This is a genomic window from Pseudomonas sp. ICMP 3272, assembly GCF_001466905.1.
Taxonomy (GTDB): domain Bacteria; phylum Pseudomonadota; class Gammaproteobacteria; order Pseudomonadales; family Pseudomonadaceae; genus Aquipseudomonas; species Aquipseudomonas amygdali.
Window position 1 is genome coordinate 1 of sequence record NZ_LKEK01000045.1, and the last position, 19810, is coordinate 19810.

At 58.8% G+C, this 19810-nt stretch carries 17 protein-coding genes; 12 read left to right on the top strand and 5 right to left on the bottom strand.

All coding sequences use genetic code 11. The annotated features are described in order from the left end of the window. Positions 1 to 73: 73 nt before the first annotated feature. The gene (locus AO068_RS10220) at positions 74 to 1177 is read right to left on the bottom strand and encodes a GlxA family transcriptional regulator (RefSeq protein ID WP_002555597.1); all 1104 of its coding nucleotides are present in this window, start codon (positions 1175 to 1177) and stop codon (positions 74 to 76) included. Between the two features lie 780 nt (positions 1178 to 1957). Here AO068_RS10220 and AO068_RS10225 point away from each other — a divergent pair. The 10 genes from AO068_RS10225 to fdhA all read left to right on the top strand — a co-directional run bounded on the left by AO068_RS10225 (position 1958) and on the right by fdhA (position 14079). Beyond that, positions 1958 to 2905 (top strand): choline ABC transporter substrate-binding protein, encoded by a 948-nt coding sequence (locus AO068_RS10225; protein ID WP_058401207.1) that lies wholly within the window; start codon positions 1958 to 1960, stop codon positions 2903 to 2905. A gap of 64 nt (positions 2906 to 2969) precedes the next feature. Continuing rightward, positions 2970 to 3818 (top strand): choline ABC transporter permease subunit, encoded by an 849-nt coding sequence (choW, locus tag AO068_RS10230; protein WP_170846044.1) that lies wholly within the window; start codon positions 2970 to 2972, stop codon positions 3816 to 3818. Further along, a complete protein-coding gene (gene choV / locus AO068_RS10235) occupies positions 3815 to 4993 on the top strand; it encodes a choline ABC transporter ATP-binding protein (protein ID WP_002555600.1) in 1179 nt (392 codons plus the stop codon). The genes choW and choV overlap by 4 nt, the downstream gene beginning before the upstream one ends. Before the next feature lie 269 nt (positions 4994 to 5262). Next, a complete protein-coding gene (gene glyA / locus AO068_RS10240) occupies positions 5263 to 6516 on the top strand; it encodes a serine hydroxymethyltransferase (RefSeq protein ID WP_058408300.1) in 1254 nt (417 codons plus the stop codon). Between the two features lie 17 nt (positions 6517 to 6533). Continuing rightward, positions 6534 to 7784: a sarcosine oxidase subunit beta family protein gene (locus tag AO068_RS10245; RefSeq protein ID WP_002555602.1), complete on the top strand. Its 1251-nt coding sequence runs from the start codon at positions 6534 to 6536 to the stop codon at positions 7782 to 7784. A gap of 15 nt (positions 7785 to 7799) precedes the next feature. After that, positions 7800 to 8096, top strand: coding sequence for a sarcosine oxidase subunit delta (locus AO068_RS10250; protein ID WP_002555603.1), 297 nt, complete (start codon positions 7800 to 7802; stop codon positions 8094 to 8096). Further along, the gene (locus AO068_RS10255) at positions 8093 to 11113 is read left to right on the top strand and encodes a sarcosine oxidase subunit alpha (RefSeq protein WP_058408301.1); all 3021 of its coding nucleotides are present in this window, start codon (positions 8093 to 8095) and stop codon (positions 11111 to 11113) included. Before AO068_RS10250 ends, AO068_RS10255 begins: the two co-directional genes overlap by 4 nt. Before the next feature lie 51 nt (positions 11114 to 11164). Continuing rightward, a complete protein-coding gene (locus AO068_RS10260; RefSeq protein WP_058401205.1) occupies positions 11165 to 11797 on the top strand; it encodes a sarcosine oxidase subunit gamma in 633 nt (210 codons plus the stop codon). Positions 11798 to 11972: 175 nt separating this feature from the next. Beyond that, positions 11973 to 12830: a formyltetrahydrofolate deformylase gene (purU, locus tag AO068_RS10265; protein WP_003432560.1), complete on the top strand. Its 858-nt coding sequence runs from the start codon at positions 11973 to 11975 to the stop codon at positions 12828 to 12830. 49 nt (positions 12831 to 12879) lie between these two features. Beyond that, on the top strand, positions 12880 to 14079 hold the full coding sequence (gene fdhA / locus AO068_RS10270; protein WP_058408302.1) for a formaldehyde dehydrogenase, glutathione-independent: 1200 nt from the start codon (positions 12880 to 12882) through the stop codon (positions 14077 to 14079). 66 nt (positions 14080 to 14145) lie between these two features. Here fdhA and AO068_RS10275 read toward each other — a convergent pair whose 3' ends face one another. Continuing rightward, positions 14146 to 15153 carry an RHS repeat-associated core domain-containing protein gene (locus AO068_RS10275; protein WP_058408303.1) on the bottom strand — a complete coding sequence of 336 codons (1008 nt, stop codon included), beginning with the start codon at positions 15151 to 15153 and terminating at the stop codon, positions 14146 to 14148. Between the two features lie 422 nt (positions 15154 to 15575). Further along, on the bottom strand, positions 15576 to 16550 hold the full coding sequence (locus tag AO068_RS26815; protein WP_083509068.1) for an RHS repeat-associated core domain-containing protein: 975 nt from the start codon (positions 16548 to 16550) through the stop codon (positions 15576 to 15578). Positions 16551 to 16780: 230 nt separating this feature from the next. Here AO068_RS26815 and AO068_RS10280 point away from each other — a divergent pair, with 230 nt between their 5' ends. Further along, positions 16781 to 17344, top strand: coding sequence for a DUF2780 domain-containing protein (locus tag AO068_RS10280; protein WP_058408304.1), 564 nt, complete (start codon positions 16781 to 16783; stop codon positions 17342 to 17344). Here AO068_RS10280 and AO068_RS10285 read toward each other — a convergent pair. Beyond that, entirely contained in the window at positions 17324 to 18223 is a 900-nt protein-coding gene (locus AO068_RS10285; protein ID WP_058408305.1) for an acyltransferase, read from the bottom strand. The two genes, AO068_RS10280 and AO068_RS10285, sit on opposite strands and share 21 nt — an antisense overlap. Positions 18224 to 18416: 193 nt before the next feature. Between AO068_RS10285 and rloA2 the strand changes: the two genes are divergently transcribed. Beyond that, positions 18417 to 18920, top strand: a complete 504-nt coding sequence (gene rloA2 / locus AO068_RS10290; protein ID WP_002555611.1) for a retropepsin-like aspartic peptidase RloA2 — start codon at positions 18417 to 18419, stop codon at positions 18918 to 18920. Between the two features lie 228 nt (positions 18921 to 19148). Here rloA2 and AO068_RS10295 read toward each other — a convergent pair whose 3' ends face one another. Continuing rightward, a complete protein-coding gene (locus tag AO068_RS10295) occupies positions 19149 to 19778 on the bottom strand; it encodes a glutathione S-transferase family protein (protein ID WP_058401200.1) in 630 nt (209 codons plus the stop codon). Positions 19779 to 19810: the final 32 nt, after the last annotated feature.

Here is a 19810-nt window from a genome sequence, read left to right on the forward strand (position 1 = left end):
TCGCAACTATCGTGCGGCGCTCCGCGTCGCATGCCTTTCTGGACGCTTCGCGTCCTCTTGTGGCGTACGGCGACTAAAGCCTCACACTCGCGAACGTCGATTCATTACGCGCCTGACTCAACGCCGACATCGGTCCGGACAATGGGGCGAGCACCATTGCCTGTGGGATCGGCATCATCGCGACCTGCTGTGCGGTGTTGGAACCTACGCGCTCGTCACGCGGCGGAATGCCAAAGTATTCGCGGTAGCATTTTGAGAAGTGTGGCGTCGATACGAAGCCGCAAACCGACGCCACTTCGATGATCGACATCGGTGTCTGCTTGAGCAGTTGCCGGGCGCGGATCAGGCGCAGTTTCAGGTAATAGCGCGACGGCGAGCAGTGCAGGTATTTCTGGAACAGTCGCTCCAGCTGCCTGCGCGACACGGCGACGTACACCGCCAGCTCGTCAAGGTCGATCGGCTCTTCAAGATTGGCCTCCATCAACGCCACAATTTCCTGCAGTTTTGGCTGATTGGTACCCAGCATGTGCTTGAGCGGCACGCGCTGATGATCCTGTTCGTTGCGAATGCGCTCGTAGACGAACATCTCGGAAATCGCGGCCGACAATTCACGACCATGATCGCGGCTGATCAGGTGCAGCATCATGTCCAGTGGTGCGGTGCCACCCGAACTGGTGAAGCGGTTGCGGTCCAGGGTGAACAGCCGGGTGCTCATCGACACGCGTGGAAAGGCTTCCTGCATTGAAGCCAGACACTCCCAATGCACACTGCAATCGAAGCCATCCAGCAAGCCGGCACACGCCAGCGCCCAACTGCCGGTGCACACCGCGCCGAGGCGACGTGACTGACGCGCCTGGCTCTGCAGCCAACTCACGTGTTCACGCGTTACGGTGCGCTGAATGCCGACACCACCACAGACGATGACGGTGTCGAGTGCCGGGGCCTTGTGCATGGCGGCATCCGGTGTGATCTGCAAACCGTCACTGGCCCACACCTGACCGCCGTCCACGCTCAACGTGGTCCAGCGATACAGCTCGCGGCCCGACAGCTGATTGGCCATGCGAAGAGGTTCTACCGCCGATGCGAGGGAGATCAGGGTGAAGTTATCCAGCAGCAGAAAGCCGATGGATTGTGGCGCGCGGTTCTGAGGTTGAGCCCCTTGATTGAACGATGTCATCACACTATCTCCTCACATATGGCATAGGTTGGCCCCAGGACAGGCTCTTCTTATAGCCCTCGTCATTGATGGGCTTTGTGATGACATCGCAAATCCCATGCCGGAAATTGATCAGCCATTCAATAACACCTGAAAACGACGTCGCGAAGTGTCTATCCGGCAGCGACCCGAGTGTCTGTTTGCGACGCCAAGGCGCGCTGGCCGTACTCCTGATGAGCAATTCGGTAGCACACTGGGAAACGCCATCGGGCTGAACGTGCACCAAGTGCTACTCAAGGCACTCCCTGAAAAATCAGGTCGTCAGCAGGTTTTCGCGCTAAAAGGTGGCGGCCACCGAGACGTGTGATCAAAAACCGCGCAGCCATCAAAAGTGATGGTCAGACCTGGCGTCACGACCGCATGGGCTGACCCGATAATGAACTTGTCGGCGTTACCTCCCTCCAAAAGACCGCGTTCGCGCAGGCACCGACCTGCCAACCGACCGCTGCCGACCTGCGCAGCGACTGTGTAACGTACTGGCCGCTTTTCAGCAGTTCCAACACTGCAACCGGGCGTGTGTACGATGCAACGAATCTGTAAGCGACCTTGCGCGCACTGGATACGACGCCTCCTGCACTGGATACGACGCCCCCTGTAGGCGTTTGATTTTCCCTGTTACATGATCGGTTCCGACTCGATCGCCCGGCGCAGTGATGGAGCTTCGCGAAAAGCCTCGCCAACCCATAAGCCGCGTCAGCGTTCACCTGCTGATGACTAGAAGAAACTCACAGGAGTCCACCCATGAAAGGTTCCAAATCGTTGCTGTTGGCCGCTACGCTCTGTATGCCGGTGCTTGCTCAGGCAGCCGAGCCAGAGGCCTGTCATACGGTCAACTTCTCCGACGTAGGCTGGACCGATATCACCGTTACCACTGCGGTCACCAGCGCTGTACTCGAGTCACTGGGCTACAAGACCAAGACCACCATGATTTCCGTACCGGTGACCTACAAGTCGCTGGCCGACGGCAAGAACATGGACGTGTTCCTCGGCAACTGGATGCCGACCATGGAAAACGACATCAAGCCTTACCGCGAAGCCGGGACCGTCGAAACCGTGCGTGCCAACCTGGAGAACGCCAAGTACACCCTGGCCGTCCCGGAAGCGCTCTACGACAAAGGCCTGCATGACTTCGCCGACATCGTCAAATTCAAGAAGGAGCTGGGCGGCAAGATCTACGGCATCGAGCCCGGCAACGACGGCAATCGCCTGATCCAGAGCATGATCGACAAGAACGCCTTCGGCCTGAAGGACGCAGGCTTCAAGGTTGTAGAGTCGAGCGAAGCCGCAATGCTTTCGCAGGTTGACCGCGCCGTGAAACGCAAAAACGACGTCGTGTTCCTCGGCTGGGAACCGCATCCGATGAACACGCGTTTCAAGATGAAATATCTGACTGGCGGTGATGACTTCTTCGGCCCCAACTATGGCCAGGCGACCATCTACACCAACACCCGCAAAGGCTACAGTCAGGAATGCAGCAACGTAGGTCAGTTGCTCAAGAACCTGTCCTTCACACTGGACATGGAAAGCACCCTGATGGGCAACGTCCTGGACGACAAAATGAAGCCTGATGCCGCCGCCAAGGCGTGGATCAAGAAAAACCCGCAAGTACTCGACACCTGGCTCGCCGGCGTGACCACCGTCGATGGCAAGCCAGGCCTGGAGGCAGCCAAAGCCAAGTTGACCCAGTAAGCCGACAGCAGGCGGGGCTGACCCGCCTGCTGCCCTCTTCACCTTCCGCAAGCGGACACCCGAAATCATGCTGACTGACCATAAAATCCCTCTGGGCGAGTACATCGCCGCATTTGTCGATTGGTTGACGGCCAACGGCGCCGACTACTTCGACGCGATTGCCTCGACACTGGAAATGATGATCCACGGGTTCACTTTCGCGCTGACCTGGTTCAATCCATTCGTACTGATCGGCCTTATCGCCGCCCTCGCGCATTTCATCCAGCGCAAGTGGGGCCTGACGGTTTTCGTCATCCTTTCGTTTCTGCTGATCCTCAACCTGCATTACTGGCAGGAAACCATGGAAACCCTGGCGCAGGTGCTCTTCGCCACGCTGGTGTGTGTCGTCATCGGCGTGCCGCTGGGCATCATTGCCGCGCACAAGCCGCTGTTCTACACCATCATCCGGCCATTGCTCGATCTGATGCAGACTGTTCCCACGTTCGTCTATCTGATCCCGACCCTTACGCTATTCGGTCTGGGCGTGGTGCCCGGCCTGATCTCGACCGTGGTCTTCGCCATTGCTGCACCGATTCGCCTGACGTATCTGGGCATCCGCGATGTACCCCAGGAATTGCTGGACGCCGGCAAGGCCTTCGGCTCGTCGCGCCGCCAGTTGCTGACCCGCATCGAACTGCCCTACGCCATGCCCAGCATCGCTGCCGGGATCACCCAGTGCATCATGCTGTCGTTGTCGATGGTAGTGATTGCCGCGCTGGTCGGTGCCGATGGTCTGGGCAAACCCGTGGTCAACGCACTGAACACAGCCGATATCGCGCTCGGCTTCGAAGCCGGTCTGGCAATCGTATTGCTGGCCATCATGCTCGACCGTATCTGCAAACAACCCGAAGCCAAGGTAGGGTCCGACGCATGAGTATCATCAAATTCGACAAGGTAGACGTCATCTTCTCCAAGGACCCGCGTGAAGCCCTCAAGCTGCTGGACGAAGGCCTCACGCGTGACCAGATTCTGAAGAAAACCGGGCAGATCGTCGGCGTCGAGAACGCCAGTCTGGACATCGAGAAAGGCGAAATCTGCGTGTTGATGGGCTTGTCCGGCTCGGGTAAATCCAGCCTGTTGCGCTGCATCAACGGCCTCAATACCGTCAGCCGTGGCTCGTTGTTCGTCGAGCATGAAGGCTCGCAGATCAACATCGCCAACTGCAGCGCGGCCGAGCTGAAAATGATGCGCACCAAGCGCATTGCTATGGTCTTTCAGAAGTTCGCCCTGATGCCTTGGCTGACAGTACGCGAGAACATCAGCTTCGGCCTGGAAATGCAGGGTCGCCCGGAAAAGGAACGACGCAAGCTGGTCGATGAAAAGCTCGAGCTGGTGGGCCTGACACAGTGGCGCAACAAGAAGCCGGACGAGCTGTCCGGTGGCATGCAGCAGCGAGTGGGGCTGGCCCGCGCACTGGCAATGGATGCCGACATTCTGCTGATGGACGAACCGTTCTCGGCGCTTGACCCGCTCATCCGCCAAGGCTTGCAGGACGAACTGCTGGCCCTGCAAAGCAAGCTGAGCAAGACCATCGTCTTCGTCAGCCACGATCTGGATGAAGCCCTGAAGCTCGGCAGCCGAATCGCGATCATGAAAGATGGCCGCATCGTCCAGTACAGCGTGCCGGAACAGATCGTCCTCAACCCGGCAGATGAATACGTTCGTACCTTCGTTGCGCACACTAATCCACTGAACGTGCTGTGTGGTCGTAGCCTGATGCGCACGGTCGATGAGTGCACGCACGTCAACGATTCGGTGTGCCTGGACCCGAGCGGCGACTCATGGCTCGACCTGGCCGAAGGCAATGTGATCAAGGGCGCACGGCAAGGTGCTACGCCCCTCGATCTGCAGAACTGGACCCCCGGCCAGGACGTCGGCACGCTCGACCGTCGCCCTACCCTGGTGCACTCCAACATCGGCATGCGCGACGCATTGCAGATCCGCTACCAGACCGGCAACAAGCTGGTCCTGCAGGACGGCAACAAAGTGGTCGGCATTCTCGGGGATACCGAGCTGTATCACGCACTGCTGGGCAAAAACCACGGCTAAGGCCTGAAAATTAAAGTCTGAAACCGACAAGCCCGCTTCCCTGTGCTGGAATCACTCCAGCCGGGAGCGGGCTTTTTCGTTTGCGGCCTCGTCACTGCACAACGCCTCTTCTGCTATTTCCGTTCCCTTGGCCCCCATGTCGTAAACGCACCTTTGTGTGGCGTCCATAGGCATTTGGCGACTTCGGTCCGGCCCTACCATCGCTCTCAGAGGGCTCTGTTCGGCCCTAACGACAAGTCAGGCGCCGCGCCGCCGCTGGGAGATCCGCGATGTTCAGCAAGCAAGACCAGATCCAGGGTTATGACGACGCACTGTTGTCGGCAATGAACGCCGAGGAGCAGCGTCAGGAAGACCATATCGAGCTGATCGCCTCGGAGAACTACACCAGCAAACGCGTGATGCAGGCGCAGGGCAGCGGCCTGACCAACAAGTACGCAGAGGGCTACCCTGGCAAGCGTTACTACGGCGGCTGCGAGCACGTCGACAAGGTCGAGCAACTGGCCATCGAGCGCGCCAAACAGCTGTTCGGGGCCGATTACGCCAACGTCCAGCCACACTCCGGCAGCCAGGCCAACGCAGCGGTCTATCTGGCGTTGCTGCAAGCAGGCGACACTGTATTGGGTATGAGCCTGGCGCACGGCGGTCATCTGACCCACGGTGCCAAGGTCAGCTTCTCGGGCAAACTCTACAACGCCGTGCAGTACGGCATCGACACCACCACCGGGCTGATCGATTACGACGAAGTCGAACGCATCGCCGTCGAATGCCAGCCGAAAATGATCATTGCCGGTTTCTCGGCCTATTCGAAGACGCTGGATTTTCCGCGCCTCCGTGAAATAGCCGACAAGGTAGGTGCCTACCTGTTCGTCGACATGGCACACGTTGCAGGTCTGGTGGCTGCCGGTCTCTATCCGAACCCGCTGCCGTATGCCGATGTGGTCACCACCACCACGCACAAGACACTGCGTGGCCCACGCGGCGGCCTGATTCTCGCCAAGGCCAACGAAGAGCTGGAGAAGAAATTCAATTCTGCCGTCTTCCCCGGCGGTCAGGGCGGCCCGCTGATGCACGTTATCGCCGCCAAGGCCGTGTGCTTCAAGGAAGCGATGGAGCCAGGTTTCAAGGCTTATCAACAGCAGGTCATCGACAACGCACAAGCGATGGCGCAGATATTCATCGACCGCGGCTTCGATGTGGTTTCAGGCGGGACCGACAACCATTTGTTTCTGGTCAGCCTGATCCGTCAGGGCCTGACCGGCAAGGACGCCGACGCCGCTCTGGGCCGTGCGCACATCACCGTCAACAAGAACTCGGTGCCCAACGACCCGCAGTCGCCGTTCGTGACCTCCGGTCTGCGCATCGGCACGCCGGCCGTCACCACCCGCGGCTTCAAGGTGACCCAATGCGTCGAGCTGGCGGGCTGGATCTGCGACATTCTCGATAACCTCGGTGATGCCGATGTCGAGGCCAACGTCGCCAGCCAGGTAGCAGCCTTGTGCGCCGATTTCCCGGTTTATCGCTGAGTCAGGAGTAGCCTTACATGCAGCATTACTCAGGCTTCGGCCTTCTCAAGCATTCCCTCAGCCATCACGAAAACTGGCAGCGCATGTGGCGCACGCCGACCCCGAAAAAGGTCTACGACGTGGTCATCGTCGGCGGTGGCGGGCACGGTCTGGCGACTGCCTACTATCTGGCCAAGGAGCACGGCATCACCAATGTGGCCGTGGTCGAGAAAGGCTGGCTGGGCGGCGGCAACACCGCGCGTAACACCACCATCGTGCGCTCCAACTACCTGTGGGACGAGTCGGCCCACCTTTATGAGCACGCGATGAAACTGTGGGAAGGCCTGTCTCAGGACCTGAACTACAACGTCATGTTTTCCCAGCGCGGCGTCTACAACCTGTGCCACACCTTGCAGGACATGCGCGACTCCGAGCGGCGTGTCAGCGCCAACCGCCTGAACGGTGTAGATGGCGAACTGCTCAACGGCAAGCAGGTCGCTGAGGAAATCCCATACCTGGACTGCTCGAAAAACACCCGCTACCCGATCATCGGCGCAACCGTTCAGCGCCGTGGCGGCGTAGCTCGTCACGACGCAGTGGCCTGGGGCTTTGCGCGTGCCGCCGACGCCCTGGGCGTGGACCTTATCCAGCAGACCGAAGTCATCGGCTTTCGCAAGGAAAACGGCGTGTGCATCGGCGTCGAAACCAACAAGGGTTTCATCGGTGCCAAACGTGTCGGCGTGGTAACCGCCGGTAACTCCGGGCACATGGCCAAACTGGCGGGCTTTCGTCTGCCGATCGAATCACATCCTTTGCAGGCACTGGTCTCCGAGCCGATCAAGCCGATTATCGACAGCGTCATCATGTCCAACGCCGTGCATGGCTACATCAGCCAGTCCGACAAGGGCGACTTGGTGATCGGTGCCGGTATCGACAGTTGGGTCGGTTATGGCCAGCGTGGCTCTTACCCGGTGATCGAACACACTATTCAGGCCATCGTTGAGATGTTTCCGGTGCTGTCGCGTGTGCGCATGAACCGCCAGTGGGGCGGCATCGTCGACACCACGCCGGACGCCTGCCCGATCATTTCCAAGACGCCGGTGCCGAACATGTTCTTCAACTGCGGCTGGGGCACAGGCGGCTTCAAGGCCACGCCGGGCTCGGGCAACGTGTTTGCCGCCAGTCTGGCCAAGGGCGAGATGCACCCGCTGGCCAAGCCGTTCTCCATCGACCGTTTCCACAACGGCGCGCTCATCGACGAACACGGCGCTGCAGCCGTAGCCCACTAACAGGAGAACCCGACCATGCTGCATATCTTCTGTCCTCACTGTGGCGAACTGCGCTCCGAAGAGGAATTCCACCCGTCCGGTCAGGCGCATATCCCGCGCCCGCTGGACCCCGGTGCCTGCACCGATGAGCAATGGGGCGACTACATGTTCTTTCGCGATAACCCGCGCGGCCTGCACCACGAGCTGTGGATACACGCTGCCGGTTGCCGCCAGTACTTCAACATGACGCGCAATACCGTGACCTACGAGATTCTCGAAACCTATCCGATTGGTACGAAACCGCAGTTCACGGATCAGGGAGACAAGGTATGAGCCAGACCCAGCGCCTGCCCAACGGCGGCCGTATCAATCGCAGCAAGGTGCTCAACTTCACCTTCAACGGCCAGACCTATCAGGGCTTTGAAGGCGACTCGCTGGCCTCTGCCCTGCTGGCCAACGGCGTCGATATCATCGGCCGCAGCTTCAAATACTCCCGCCCGCGCGGCATCTTCGCAGCGGGTTCGGAAGAGCCAAACGCCGTGTTGCAGATCGGCGCGACCGAAGCGACGCAAATCCCCAACGTGCGCGCCACGCAACAAGCGCTCTATGCGGGACTGGTAGCCACCAGCACCAACGGCTGGCCAAGCGTGAACACCGACGTCATGGGCATTCTGGGCAAGGTTGGCGGCAAGCTGATGCCACCGGGCTTCTACTACAAAACCTTCATGTACCCGCAATCGTTCTGGATGACTTACGAGAAGTACATCCGCAAGGCAGCGGGCCTGGGGCGCTCGCCGACCGAGAATGATCCGGACAGCTACGACGCGATGAACCAGCACTGTGACGTGCTGATCGTCGGCGCAGGCCCTGCCGGTCTGGCCGCCGCGCTGGCTGCGGGCCGCAGTGGTGCCCGGGTGATCGTTGCGGATGAACAGGAAGAGTTCGGCGGCAGCCTGCTCGACAGCCGTGAAAGTCTCGATGGCAAACCCGCTGCCGAATGGGTGGCTACGGTGGTCGCCGAGCTGAAAAGCCTGCGCAACGTGACATTGCTGCCGCGCGCCACGGTCAACGGCTACCACGATCACAATTTCCTGACCATTCACGAACGTCTGACCGATCACCTCGGTGATCGCGCCCCTATCGGCATGGTTCGCCAACGCATGCACCGGGTACGCGCCAAGCGTGTGGTGCTGGCTGCCGGCACTCACGAGCGCCCGCTGGTTTACGGCAACAACGATGTGCCGGGAAACATGCTGGCCGGCGCCGTTTCGACCTATGTCCGGCGTTACGGCGTAGCGCCGGGAAAAAAACTGGTGCTGTCCACGAACAACGACCATGCCTACCGCGTTGCGCTGGACTGGCTCGACGCCAGCCTGCATGTGGTTGCGATTGCCGATGCGCGGCACAACCCGCGCGGCCCGCTGGTTGAGGAAGCCCGTGCCAAAGGCATTCGCATCCTGACCGGCAGCGCAGTGATTGAAGCGCGTGGCAGCAAACGCGTGACAGCTGCCCGCGTCGCCGCAATCGACGTCAAGACGCACGCAGTCACCAGCCCCGGCGAATGGCTTGATTGCGATCTGGTGGCCAGTTCCGGCGGCTACAGCCCGATTGTGCACCTGGCCTCGCACTTGGGTGGCAAGCCGGTATGGCGTGAGGACATCCTCGGGTTTGTACCGGGCGAAGCACCGCAGAAACGTATCTGCGTAGGCGGCGTCAACGGCGTCTACAGTCTGGCTGACAGCCTGGCCGATGGCTTCGAAGGTGGCGTGCGCGCGGCCAGCGAAGCGGGCTTCAAGGTGGTCGAAGGCGTGATGCCCAAAGCCCTCAGCCGTGCGGAAGAGCCGACGCTGGCGTTGTTTCAGGTGCCGCACGAGAAAGGCACCGCTCGGGCCCCCAAGCAATTCGTCGACCTGCAGAACGACGTGACCGCTGCCGCCATCGAGCTGGCGACCCGTGAAGGTTTCGAGTCGGTCGAGCACGTAAAACGCTACACCGCGCTGGGTTTCGGTACCGATCAAGGCAAGCTGGGCAACGTCAACGGTCTGGCCATCGCCGCGCGTTCGTTGAACGTGCCGATCCCGGAAATGGGCACCACCATGTTCCGCCCCAACTACACGCCGGTCACGTTCGGCGCGATAGCCGGGCGTCATTGCAAACACATCTTCGAACCCGTGCGTTTCACCGCACTGCACGCCTGGCATGTCAAAAACGGTGCCGAATTCGAAGACGTCGGTCAGTGGAAACGCCCGTGGTACTTCCCGAAAAACGGTGAAGACCTGCCCGCAGCCGTCGCTCGCGAATGCAAGGCTGTGCGTGACAGTGTGGGTCTGCTGGACGCTTCGACGCTGGGCAAGATCGACATTCAAGGCCCGGATGCCCGCGAATTCCTCAACCGCATCTACACCAACGCGTGGACCAAACTGGACGTGGGCAAGGCCCGCTACGGTCTGATGTGCAAGGAAGACGGCATGGTCTTCGATGATGGCGTGACTGCCTGCCTTGCCGACAACCACTTCCTGATGACCACCACTACAGGCGGCGCTGCACGCGTCCTGCAATGGCTGGAAATCTATCAGCAGACCGAATGGCCGGACCTGAAGGTGTATTTCACATCAGTGACCGATCACTGGGCGACCCTGACGCTGTCCGGCCCCAACAGCCGCAAGCTGCTCAGCGAAGTCACCGATATCGATCTGGGCCGTGAAGCCTTCCCGTTCATGACCTGGAAAGAAGGTCTGGTCGCAGGCGTGCCGGCACGCGTGTTCCGTATCTCGTTTACCGGTGAGCTTTCCTACGAGGTCAACATTCAGGCTGACTACGCCATGGGCGTTCTGGAAAAGATCGCCGAGGCAGGCAAACAGTACAACCTGACGCCTTACGGCACTGAAACCATGCACGTACTGCGCGCTGAAAAGGGCTTCATCATCGTCGGCCAGGACACCGATGGCTCGATGACCCCGGACGACCTGAACATGGGCTGGTGTGTCGGCCGGACCAAGCCATTCTCCTGGATCGGCTGGCGCGGTATGAATCGCGAAGACTGTGTACGCGAACAACGCAAGCAACTGGTCGGCCTCAAGCCTGTCGACCCGACCAAATGGCTGCCAGAGGGTGCGCAACTGGTGTTCGACACCAAACAGACCATCCCGATGAGCATGGTCGGTCACGTGACCTCCAGCTATGCACACAACTCGCTGGGCTATTCGTTCGCGATGGGCGTGGTCAAAGGCGGCCTGGCGCGTATGGGCGAGCGGGTGTTCGCGCCTCTGGCAGACGGCAGCGTGATCGAAGCCGAGATCGTTTCCTCGGTGTTCTTCGATCCAAAGGGTGAGCGCCAGAATGTCGAGTAACACGCGGAGCGCCGATCATCAGCAGCACACAGAATTCAAGGCAGGTGATTCATGACCACAGCGAACGTTTACCAGCAGCGCCCGACCACCGATGTCAAAGCCGAGTCGCCGCTGTTCCATGCAAACCTCGACAGCCTGATCGGCAAGGGTCGCGCCAGCCCCGGCGTGTTCCTGCGCGAGAAAAAGCTGTTGGGCCATCTGACTATTCGCGGTGATGCCCACGACCAGGCCTTCGCCGCTGGCGTGCACAAGGCGCTGGGCATGGAACTGCCAGCGGCACTGATGCTGGTGGTCAACGGCGAAAGCTCACTGCAATGGCTTGGCCCGGATGAATGGCTGCTGATCGTGCCGAGTGGCGAAGAGTTTGCGGCAGAGCAAAAGCTGCGCGAGGCGCTGACCGGGCTGCATATCTCCATCGTCAACGTCAGCGGCGGCCAGTCGATACTTGAACTGACCGGGCCGAAAGTGCGTCAGGTGCTGATGAAGTCCACCAGCTACGACGTGCACCCGGACAACTTCCCGGTGGGCAAGGCCGTCGGCACGGTGTTCGCCAAATCACAACTGGTGATCCGCCGCACTGGCGAAGAAACCTGGGAACTGCTGGTCCGCCGCAGCTTCTCGGATTACTGGTGGCTGTGGTTGCAGGATGCGAGCGCAGAGTACGGGCTGAGCATTCAGGCGTGAAGAGCCGGGAACCGGGGCTGAAACCGTAGCGTCGGTCTCAATGAAGACTCTTGGATTATCGTTCCCACGCTCCGCGTGGGAACGCAGTTCCGGACGCTCTGCGTCCTGCCCAAGCCTACAGGCTGGCACTGTCAGTCATATTTGCGGATAACAAATACTCTGGAGCATTGATTCAATGAGCCGCGCGCCCGATACATGGATTTTGACCGCCGACTGCCCCAGCATGCTGGGTACGGTAGACGCAGTGACGCGCTTTCTGTTCGAGCAGGGTTGCTACGTCACAGAACATCACTCCTTCGATGACCGTCTCTCGGGACGCTTCTTCATCCGTGTGGAATTTCGTCAGCCCGAGGCTTTCGACGAGCAGGCGTTCAGGGCCGGGCTGAGCGCGCGCGGTGAAACGTTCGGCATGATCTTCGAACTCACGGCGCCCAACTACCGGCCAAAAGTAGTAATCATGGTCTCGAAAGCCGATCACTGCCTCAATGACCTGCTCTACCGCCAGCGTATCAATCAACTGTCCATGGACGTGGTCGCGGTGGTGTCCAATCACCCGGATCTTGAGCCATTGGCTGGCTGGCACGGCATTCCGTACTACCATTTCCCACTGGACCCGAACGACAAGCCCGCGCAGGAAGCCAAAGTCTGGCAGGTCATTGAAGAGTCTGGTGCAGAACTGGTGATTCTTGCCCGCTACATGCAGGTCCTTTCACCCGATTTGTGCCGCAAGCTGGACGGCAAGGCGATCAACATCCACCACTCGCTGCTGCCCGGTTTCAAGGGTGCCAAGCCTTACCATCAGGCTTACAACAAGGGTGTGAAACTGGTGGGTGCCACCGCGCATTACATCAACAACGATCTGGACGAAGGCCCGATCATTGCTCAAGGCGTGGAAGTGGTTGATCACAGCCACTATCCCGAAGACCTGATTGCCAAAGGTCGAGACATCGAAGGACTGACACTGGCCCGTGCGGTCGGTTATCACATCGAACGGCGGGTGTTTCTCAACGCCAACAGGACGGTGGTTTTATAGCTGCAACGGCTTCTCTCTGCTCCACCACAATAAAAGCGAGGTGACATGTATGTCTGGTAATCGCGGTGTAGTGTATCTCGGCGCTGGCAAGGTCGAAGTGCAATCAATTCCTTTCCCGAAAATGGAAGACCCACGCGGCAAGCGCATCGAACACGGCGTGATCCTGCGCGTAGTCTCCACCAATATCTGCGGCTCTGATCAGCACATGGTGCGTGGTCGCACGACGGCGCAAACCGGGTTGGTACTCGGTCATGAAATCACCGGCGAGGTGCTGGAAGCCGGGCGCGACGTGGAACATCTGAAAGTCGGTGATCTGGTTTCTGTGCCGTTCAACGTGGCGTGCGGTCGCTGCCGCAGTTGCAAGGAACAGAACACCGGCGTCTGCCTGACGGTCAACCCGGCCCGCCCCGGCGGTGCATACGGCTACGTCGACATGGGCGACTGGGTCGGCGGTCAGGCCGAGTACGTGCTGGTGCCTTACGCTGACTTCAACCTGCTCAAACTCCCGGACCGCGACGCGGCAATGGAAAAAATCCGCGACCTGACCTGCCTGTCCGACATCCTGCCCACCGGCTACCACGGCGCAGTGACTGCCGGGGTTGGCCCTGGCAGTACGGTTTATGTTGCAGGCGCCGGCCCGGTCGGCCTGGCTGCGGCGGCGTCAGCACGCTTGCTGGGCGCTGCCGTGGTGATCGTCGGCGACGTCAACCCGACGCGTCTGGTTCATGCCAAGGCTCAGGGCTTCGAAATTGCCGACCTGTCCCAGGACACCCCTTTGCACGAGCAGATCGCTGCCCTGCTCGGCGAGCCTGAAGTGGATTGCGCCATCGACGCGGTGGGCTTTGAGGCTCGCGGCCACGGTCACGCCGGAGCACAGGCCGAAGCACCCGCCACCGTTCTCAACTCGTTGATGGGCGTGGTGCGCGTCGCAGGCAAGATCGGCATCCCCGGCCTGTACGTCACCGAAGACCCGGGAGCCGTGGACGCCGCCGCAAAAATGGGCAGCCTGAGCATTCGCTTCGGCCTGGGCTGGGCCAAATCCCACAGCTTCCATACCGGCCAGACCCCGGTCATGAAATACAACCGCCAGTTGATGCAGGCCATCATGTGGGACCGCATCAAGATCGCCGACATAGTGGGTGTCGAGGTGATCAGTCTGGATGAGGCTCCGCGGGGTTATGGCGAGTTTGATTCGGGCGTGCCGAAGAAGTTTGTGATTGATCCGCATGGGTTGTTCGGTGCTGTGTAGGCATCTAACAGCAAATGGGTTTATTGACTAATTACGTCAGCAGATTCAAGAGCGGGGAATGCTCTTTCACATCTGCTGGCGTATTAATCTTAACTCTTTTTCAGCACTAGCAATTTTAGGGGCTAATTTGTAAGAGGGTGGCGTCGATAGATCCTGAATAGGGTTAGCGAGGTTTTTCTGCGATTTCTTGTATTGTTGAACCAGATCATACTCATAAGGGAGACCATCCTCATCATACAAACTTAACGCAGTGTTTGCCTCTTTTTTCAGCTGTGTAGCCCTTTCAACATACTGACGATAAAGCTTATCGTTGGCCTTAAACTCTTTTGCAGATTTTCTATAGTCAAGACCTGCTTGTTTATTCAATTTTTTTGCAGACACACTCACTGACTTGACTTGTCGCACCGCTGCAGAGCGACTTAACTGTGGCGCACTCGCACTTAAGTTCATCCCGTCAGAACCGCGCAACATAGAACTACCAATAACGCCATCCGTAGACAAACGCCGGGAAGGCTTCATTATTTTAAAAGCTCTTAAAAGTCCCTTCATCAAGGTTGGTGTACTCCCTGTCAAGTCAACCCAATTAACCGGATCCCCCTCACAATACCCATACGCATTCACCCCACCCTCACCAAACGGGCTCAGACTGTCCGGGCTGTTGAACCTCATCAACACCGGGTTAAACGCCCGATACCCATTCCCCAGCAAATAGTGCCCCGTCACCGGGTCAACTCGCTGGCCGGTAAAGCCCGGCAGGCTTGCGGGGCCTGAAGGATGACGATGTCCGTAAGGCGTGTAGGCAAACTCCAACCCCTGAGCGGCAATCACTGACTGCTGTTGATCCGTCGCCAACAACGCGCCGTCGCGCTGATTATTTTCTGCACTCAGGCACGCCAGCAAATGCTCATCCGTGCGCATAAGCGTGTGCTGGACCTGCCCCTGAATCTGCGTAGCCAAGAGTATCTTCTGATAAAAAAGGCGAGTGCTGCCCTGCCCCGCAGCCGAAGAATCGGCCAGGCGATCCAATGGATCGTAGCGGTAGACACAGAGCACGGATTGCCCGGACGAAGCCATGGTTTCACTCCTTTGAAGTCAGCCATGGCAGCAAGTCTGGGCTGAGTCCGTGCTTCCGCACAGCTAGCAGAACTAATAGGTGCCAGGCCGAAAGGCGCTGAACACAGTCATGCCGGCGCTCAGACCGAAGCGCCCGCCATCGTGGAGTTTGATGCGGACGTGACGAAGAAATTTGTAATTAATCCGCATAAGTTGTTGGGTACGACTTGAGCACTGCAACCTTACTATCGCCTTCATGATTAAAAGCCCCCCACCTAACCTCTAACCAACCGGGTGATTGGCCTTTATCCGAATCGACTTGGCACGTCTACAGGCTTGTGCAACGCGCCATTGCCATGTCGAAGTTTTTAACGACCGTTTTATAATAGCTAACATAATTAACTACAACACGCGATACCTGCTTACCCTTGCCAGCAAATTATTCACGCTTTCGGGATCCATTGTTCCAACTTTCTAACGGCTTCACGAATATCCATTTTTTCACCTGCTATAGACACAATCGTTCGACGAGGGGGTGATGGGGAATTAACGGCCTGCCCGTTCTTGGGAGGAAGGGGTGGTGGTGGCATGTTTTTGGGAGGACGGGGTGGTTGGGGTGGGATAACACTCGATCGCGCGTTTCTGGGAGGAAGGACCGGCGGAATGCCGTTCAGCTGTCCTGTCTTGGGAGGGCGGGGTGGTGGGACAACAAATTGTGACCCATCGATAACATCAGGTGCAGACGTATGCGAGCTCACCGAGTTAGTTGAAGTAGTTACCTGTGTGGACCCGGAACGATCAAGCAACGGGGAAGATAGAGAATCCTGGCTACCTTTTCGACCAAGTAAACGCTGTTTCACACGGCTTGCTCTTTTCAAAATTTTCACTAAAAACGTTGGCCAATGTCCGCCCGGATCAACCCGATTAACCGGATCCGCCTCACAGTACCCATACGCATTCACCCCGCCCTCACCAAACGGGCTCAGACTGTCCGGGCTGTTGAACCTCATCAACACCGGGTTAAACGCCCGATACCCATTCCCCAGCAAATAGTGCCCCGTCACCGGGTCAACTCGCTGGCCAGCGTAGCCAGGCAGGCTCATCGACCCTGCTGATGGATGACGATGGCCGTATGGCGTATAAGCAAACGCCGAACCCTGAGCCACAATCACGGATTGCTGTTGGTCCGTCGCCAGCAAAGCACAGTCGCTCTGGTTGTTTTGCGTACGCCGTTGCGCCAGCAAATGCTCGTCCGTACGCAGAAGCGTGTGCTGTATCTGCCCCTGAATTTGCGTCGCCAAGCGGCTCTTCTGATAAAAAAGCCGCGTCCTGCCCTGCCCCGCAGGCGAGCAGTCGGCCAAGCGATCCGTTGCGTCGTAATGGTAAGTGCAGAGCACTACAGGGCTGGCAGAAGACATGAACATCACCTGCGGCGATCGATGATAGAACCGTAATTCTGGGCGTGTGATCTCGTGCTGCACAGCTAGCAGAAATGCTAGGGAGCCCACCTCGTCTGCCAGAGCCGATTCAGGCAAATGAAATAACTGCCTGTCTTCAGCGCGTTGGGAACAAGCCTCTGTTGATCACAGTCAAACCGTCTGCTTTACCGCCCACTCATGGGCGGTTCAGGTTTGATAAGGGTGACGCAATGAAAACTGCACGCGGTATGGCTTTGGTAACGTTGATGGCACTGGCTGCAAGCCCGGTGTTTGCCTTCAATCTGAATGACGCCGCAAATGCGGTTTCCAATGCCACGAGTGGCAATCAGAAAGCCACGGCGGCCCCTGAAGTCGCAGGACTGCTTAATACCCTTGGCACCCAGCTCAATGTCACCCCTGAACAAGCCGTTGGCGGAACAGGCGCATTGCTCGGGCTGGCAAAAAATAAACTGACCAGCACTGATTACTCGCAACTGGCCAAATCCGTTCCTGGCCTGGAGCAGATGTCCGGCACCTCCGCACTGGACAGCCTGGGAGGCGCAAACGGGCTGGGCAGTCTGCTCGGTGGCAAGTCCGGCGATAACTCGATGCTCAACAGCGCACTGGGCAACGTGCAGAGCATGGGTGATGTGAATAACGCCTTCAAGGCACTGGGCATGGACAGCACAATGGTCAGCCAGTTTGCCCCGCTGATTCTGCAATACCTCGGGCAGCAAGGTGCCAGCGGTTCGGCGTTGCAGAGCCTGAGTGGGTTATGGCGTACCGGCAGCTGATTCAAGCCGCAACGCCGCAATACGCGCATCTTTCTCCACCCAGAGCTGGTTGACCCAGCTCTGGATTTTCTCGCGAAACACCGGATCGTTCTCGTAATCGCCCTGCCACAGTGCCGGGTCCATTTCGCGAGTCCTGATGTCGACGATCACCTTGGGCACGCGTCCGCACAGCATGTCCCAGAACCCGGGAATGCCTGAACCCGGATAGACCACAGTGACATCCAGAATGGCGTCCAGTTGCTCACCCATGGCAGCCAGCACGAATGCGACGCCACCGGCCTTGGGCTTGAGCAGATGGGTATAGGGCGATGCTTGAGTCGCATGTTTGCCCGGAGTAAAGCGCGTGCCTTCCAGATAGTTGACGATGGTCACTGGCTGACGCTTGAACAGCTCGCAGGCGGCCTTGGTGATTTCCAGATCCTTGCCCTTCAGTTCCGGGTGCTTCGCCAGAAACGCCTTGCTGTAGCGCTTCATGAACGGGTAATCCAGCCCCCACCACGCCAGGCCCAGCAGGGGCACCCAGATCAGTTCTTTTTTCAGGAAAAACTTGAAGAAGGGTGTGCGCCGGTTGAGTGCCTGGACCAGCGCAGGAATATCCACCCACGACTGATGATTGCTGATGACCAGATACGAAGTATCACTGCGCAACCCCTCATCGCCACGAATATCCCATTGCGTCGGTACACAGGTTGCGAAGATAACCTTATCAATCTCGGCCCAGGTTTCGGCAATCCACATAACGGCGACTGAACAGCGATCGCGCATTCGGCCTCTGAACAGCAGCTTGAGCAAGGCAAAAACCAATAACGGACCTATCAACACCAGCGTATTGATCAGTAACAGCAAAGCAACAAAACAGCCGGTGAGCAGACGGCGCATGGCGGACTCTTGAAGGTTCAGGGGCGGCAATAATAAAGACCCACGCGTTTTACGCCAATTACACAGGTGCTTACAAATGTTTCACGTCCGGGCATTTATGCTGGCCTGACACTCTTGCTGGCGAACCTACTGCAGGTTCGCTGTCTAAAAACGCGCGCCAATCAGGCGCTGACCATTGCGAGGAACCTCTCACGTGAAACCGATCCTGGCGCTATTGTCGTTGCTGGCCCTGCCGGTCATGGCTGCTGAACCGACGCTGTATGGCCGCTACGAGAACATCAAGGTTCTGGACGTAGACCAGACCTTCAAGGCCAAGATGGACACCGGCGCACTGACTGCATCGCTGTCGGCCAAGGACATCGAGCTGTTCCAGCGTGATGGCGATGACTGGGTGCGATTCCGTCTGGCAACCAAGGGCGCCGACAACAAGGTGTATGAGCACAAGGTGTCGCGGATCAGCAAGATCAAAGGGCGTGCAGAAGGTGATGACGAAGACGACGAAGGCATCAACCCTGCCAAGCGTCCTGTTGTAGACCTGGAACTGTGCCTGGGAAACAAGAAGCGTACGGTCGAAGTCAACCTGGTCGATCGCAGCCACTTCAACTTCCCGCTATTGATCGGCGCCAAGGCGCTGCGCGAGTTCGACGCAGCGGTTAATCCGGCACGCCGCTATACCGCTGACCAGCCTGACTGCTGAGGCGTCTCTCATCCCCAACTATCGTGCGACGCTCCGCGTCGCATGCCGTTCTGGACGCTCTGCGTCCGATCTTGAGGGCGTGGCGCGGCGCAGATCTGTGACGCAGAGCGTCACCCACGGCATTCCCACGCTGGAGCGTGAGGAACGATAGCCGCACGCGAGAACACCATCGTGCCCATGCTCCGCGTGGGTACGCCGTTCTGAGCGTGAGGCGCGACGCAGATTGACTCAAACTGGCGGCAGGGTCGCGATCATCGACGGGCGTTGACTGACGTCCAGATACCAGGCGGCCAGTCGCGGATAAGTGCTGCGCCAGTTCAGATCCGGCTGGCGAAAGTCCAGATAACCGAGCGCCACGGCGACGCTGATCGATGCGACATCGAAGGATGTGCTGAGCTCGGTGACCGCATCGCTTTCGAAGTAATGCAGCGAGCGTTCAATCTTCTGCTGCTGGTTGTCCAGCCACTGGTCCCAGTGTTTTTCCTGCGGACGCAAGGCAGTTTCGTAGCGGATCATTACCGCTGCATCCAACACCGCATCGGCCAGCGAAGCCAGGGTCAGGCGCCTCCAGCGTGCCGAGCCTTCCCGGGGGATCAGTGGCAGGCCCACGTGCTGGTGGTCGAGATAATCAAGAATCACCCGGCTGTCGTGAATGACGTTGCCGTCAGCCAGCCTTAGCGCGGGAAGTTTACCGGCCGGGTTGTCTTCATTGAGCTCGGCAGACGGGCTGATCGGTGTCAGCACTGTGGTCTGCAACTCGACGCGATCGAGCTGAGCGGTTTCATGAAGCATCACCATCACCTTGCGGGCAAAAGGCGAGGCGGCGTTGAAGTACAACGTCATCGTGGGCGCTGACATGGGTGTTCCTCGAATGAGACAGGATCCTAGAC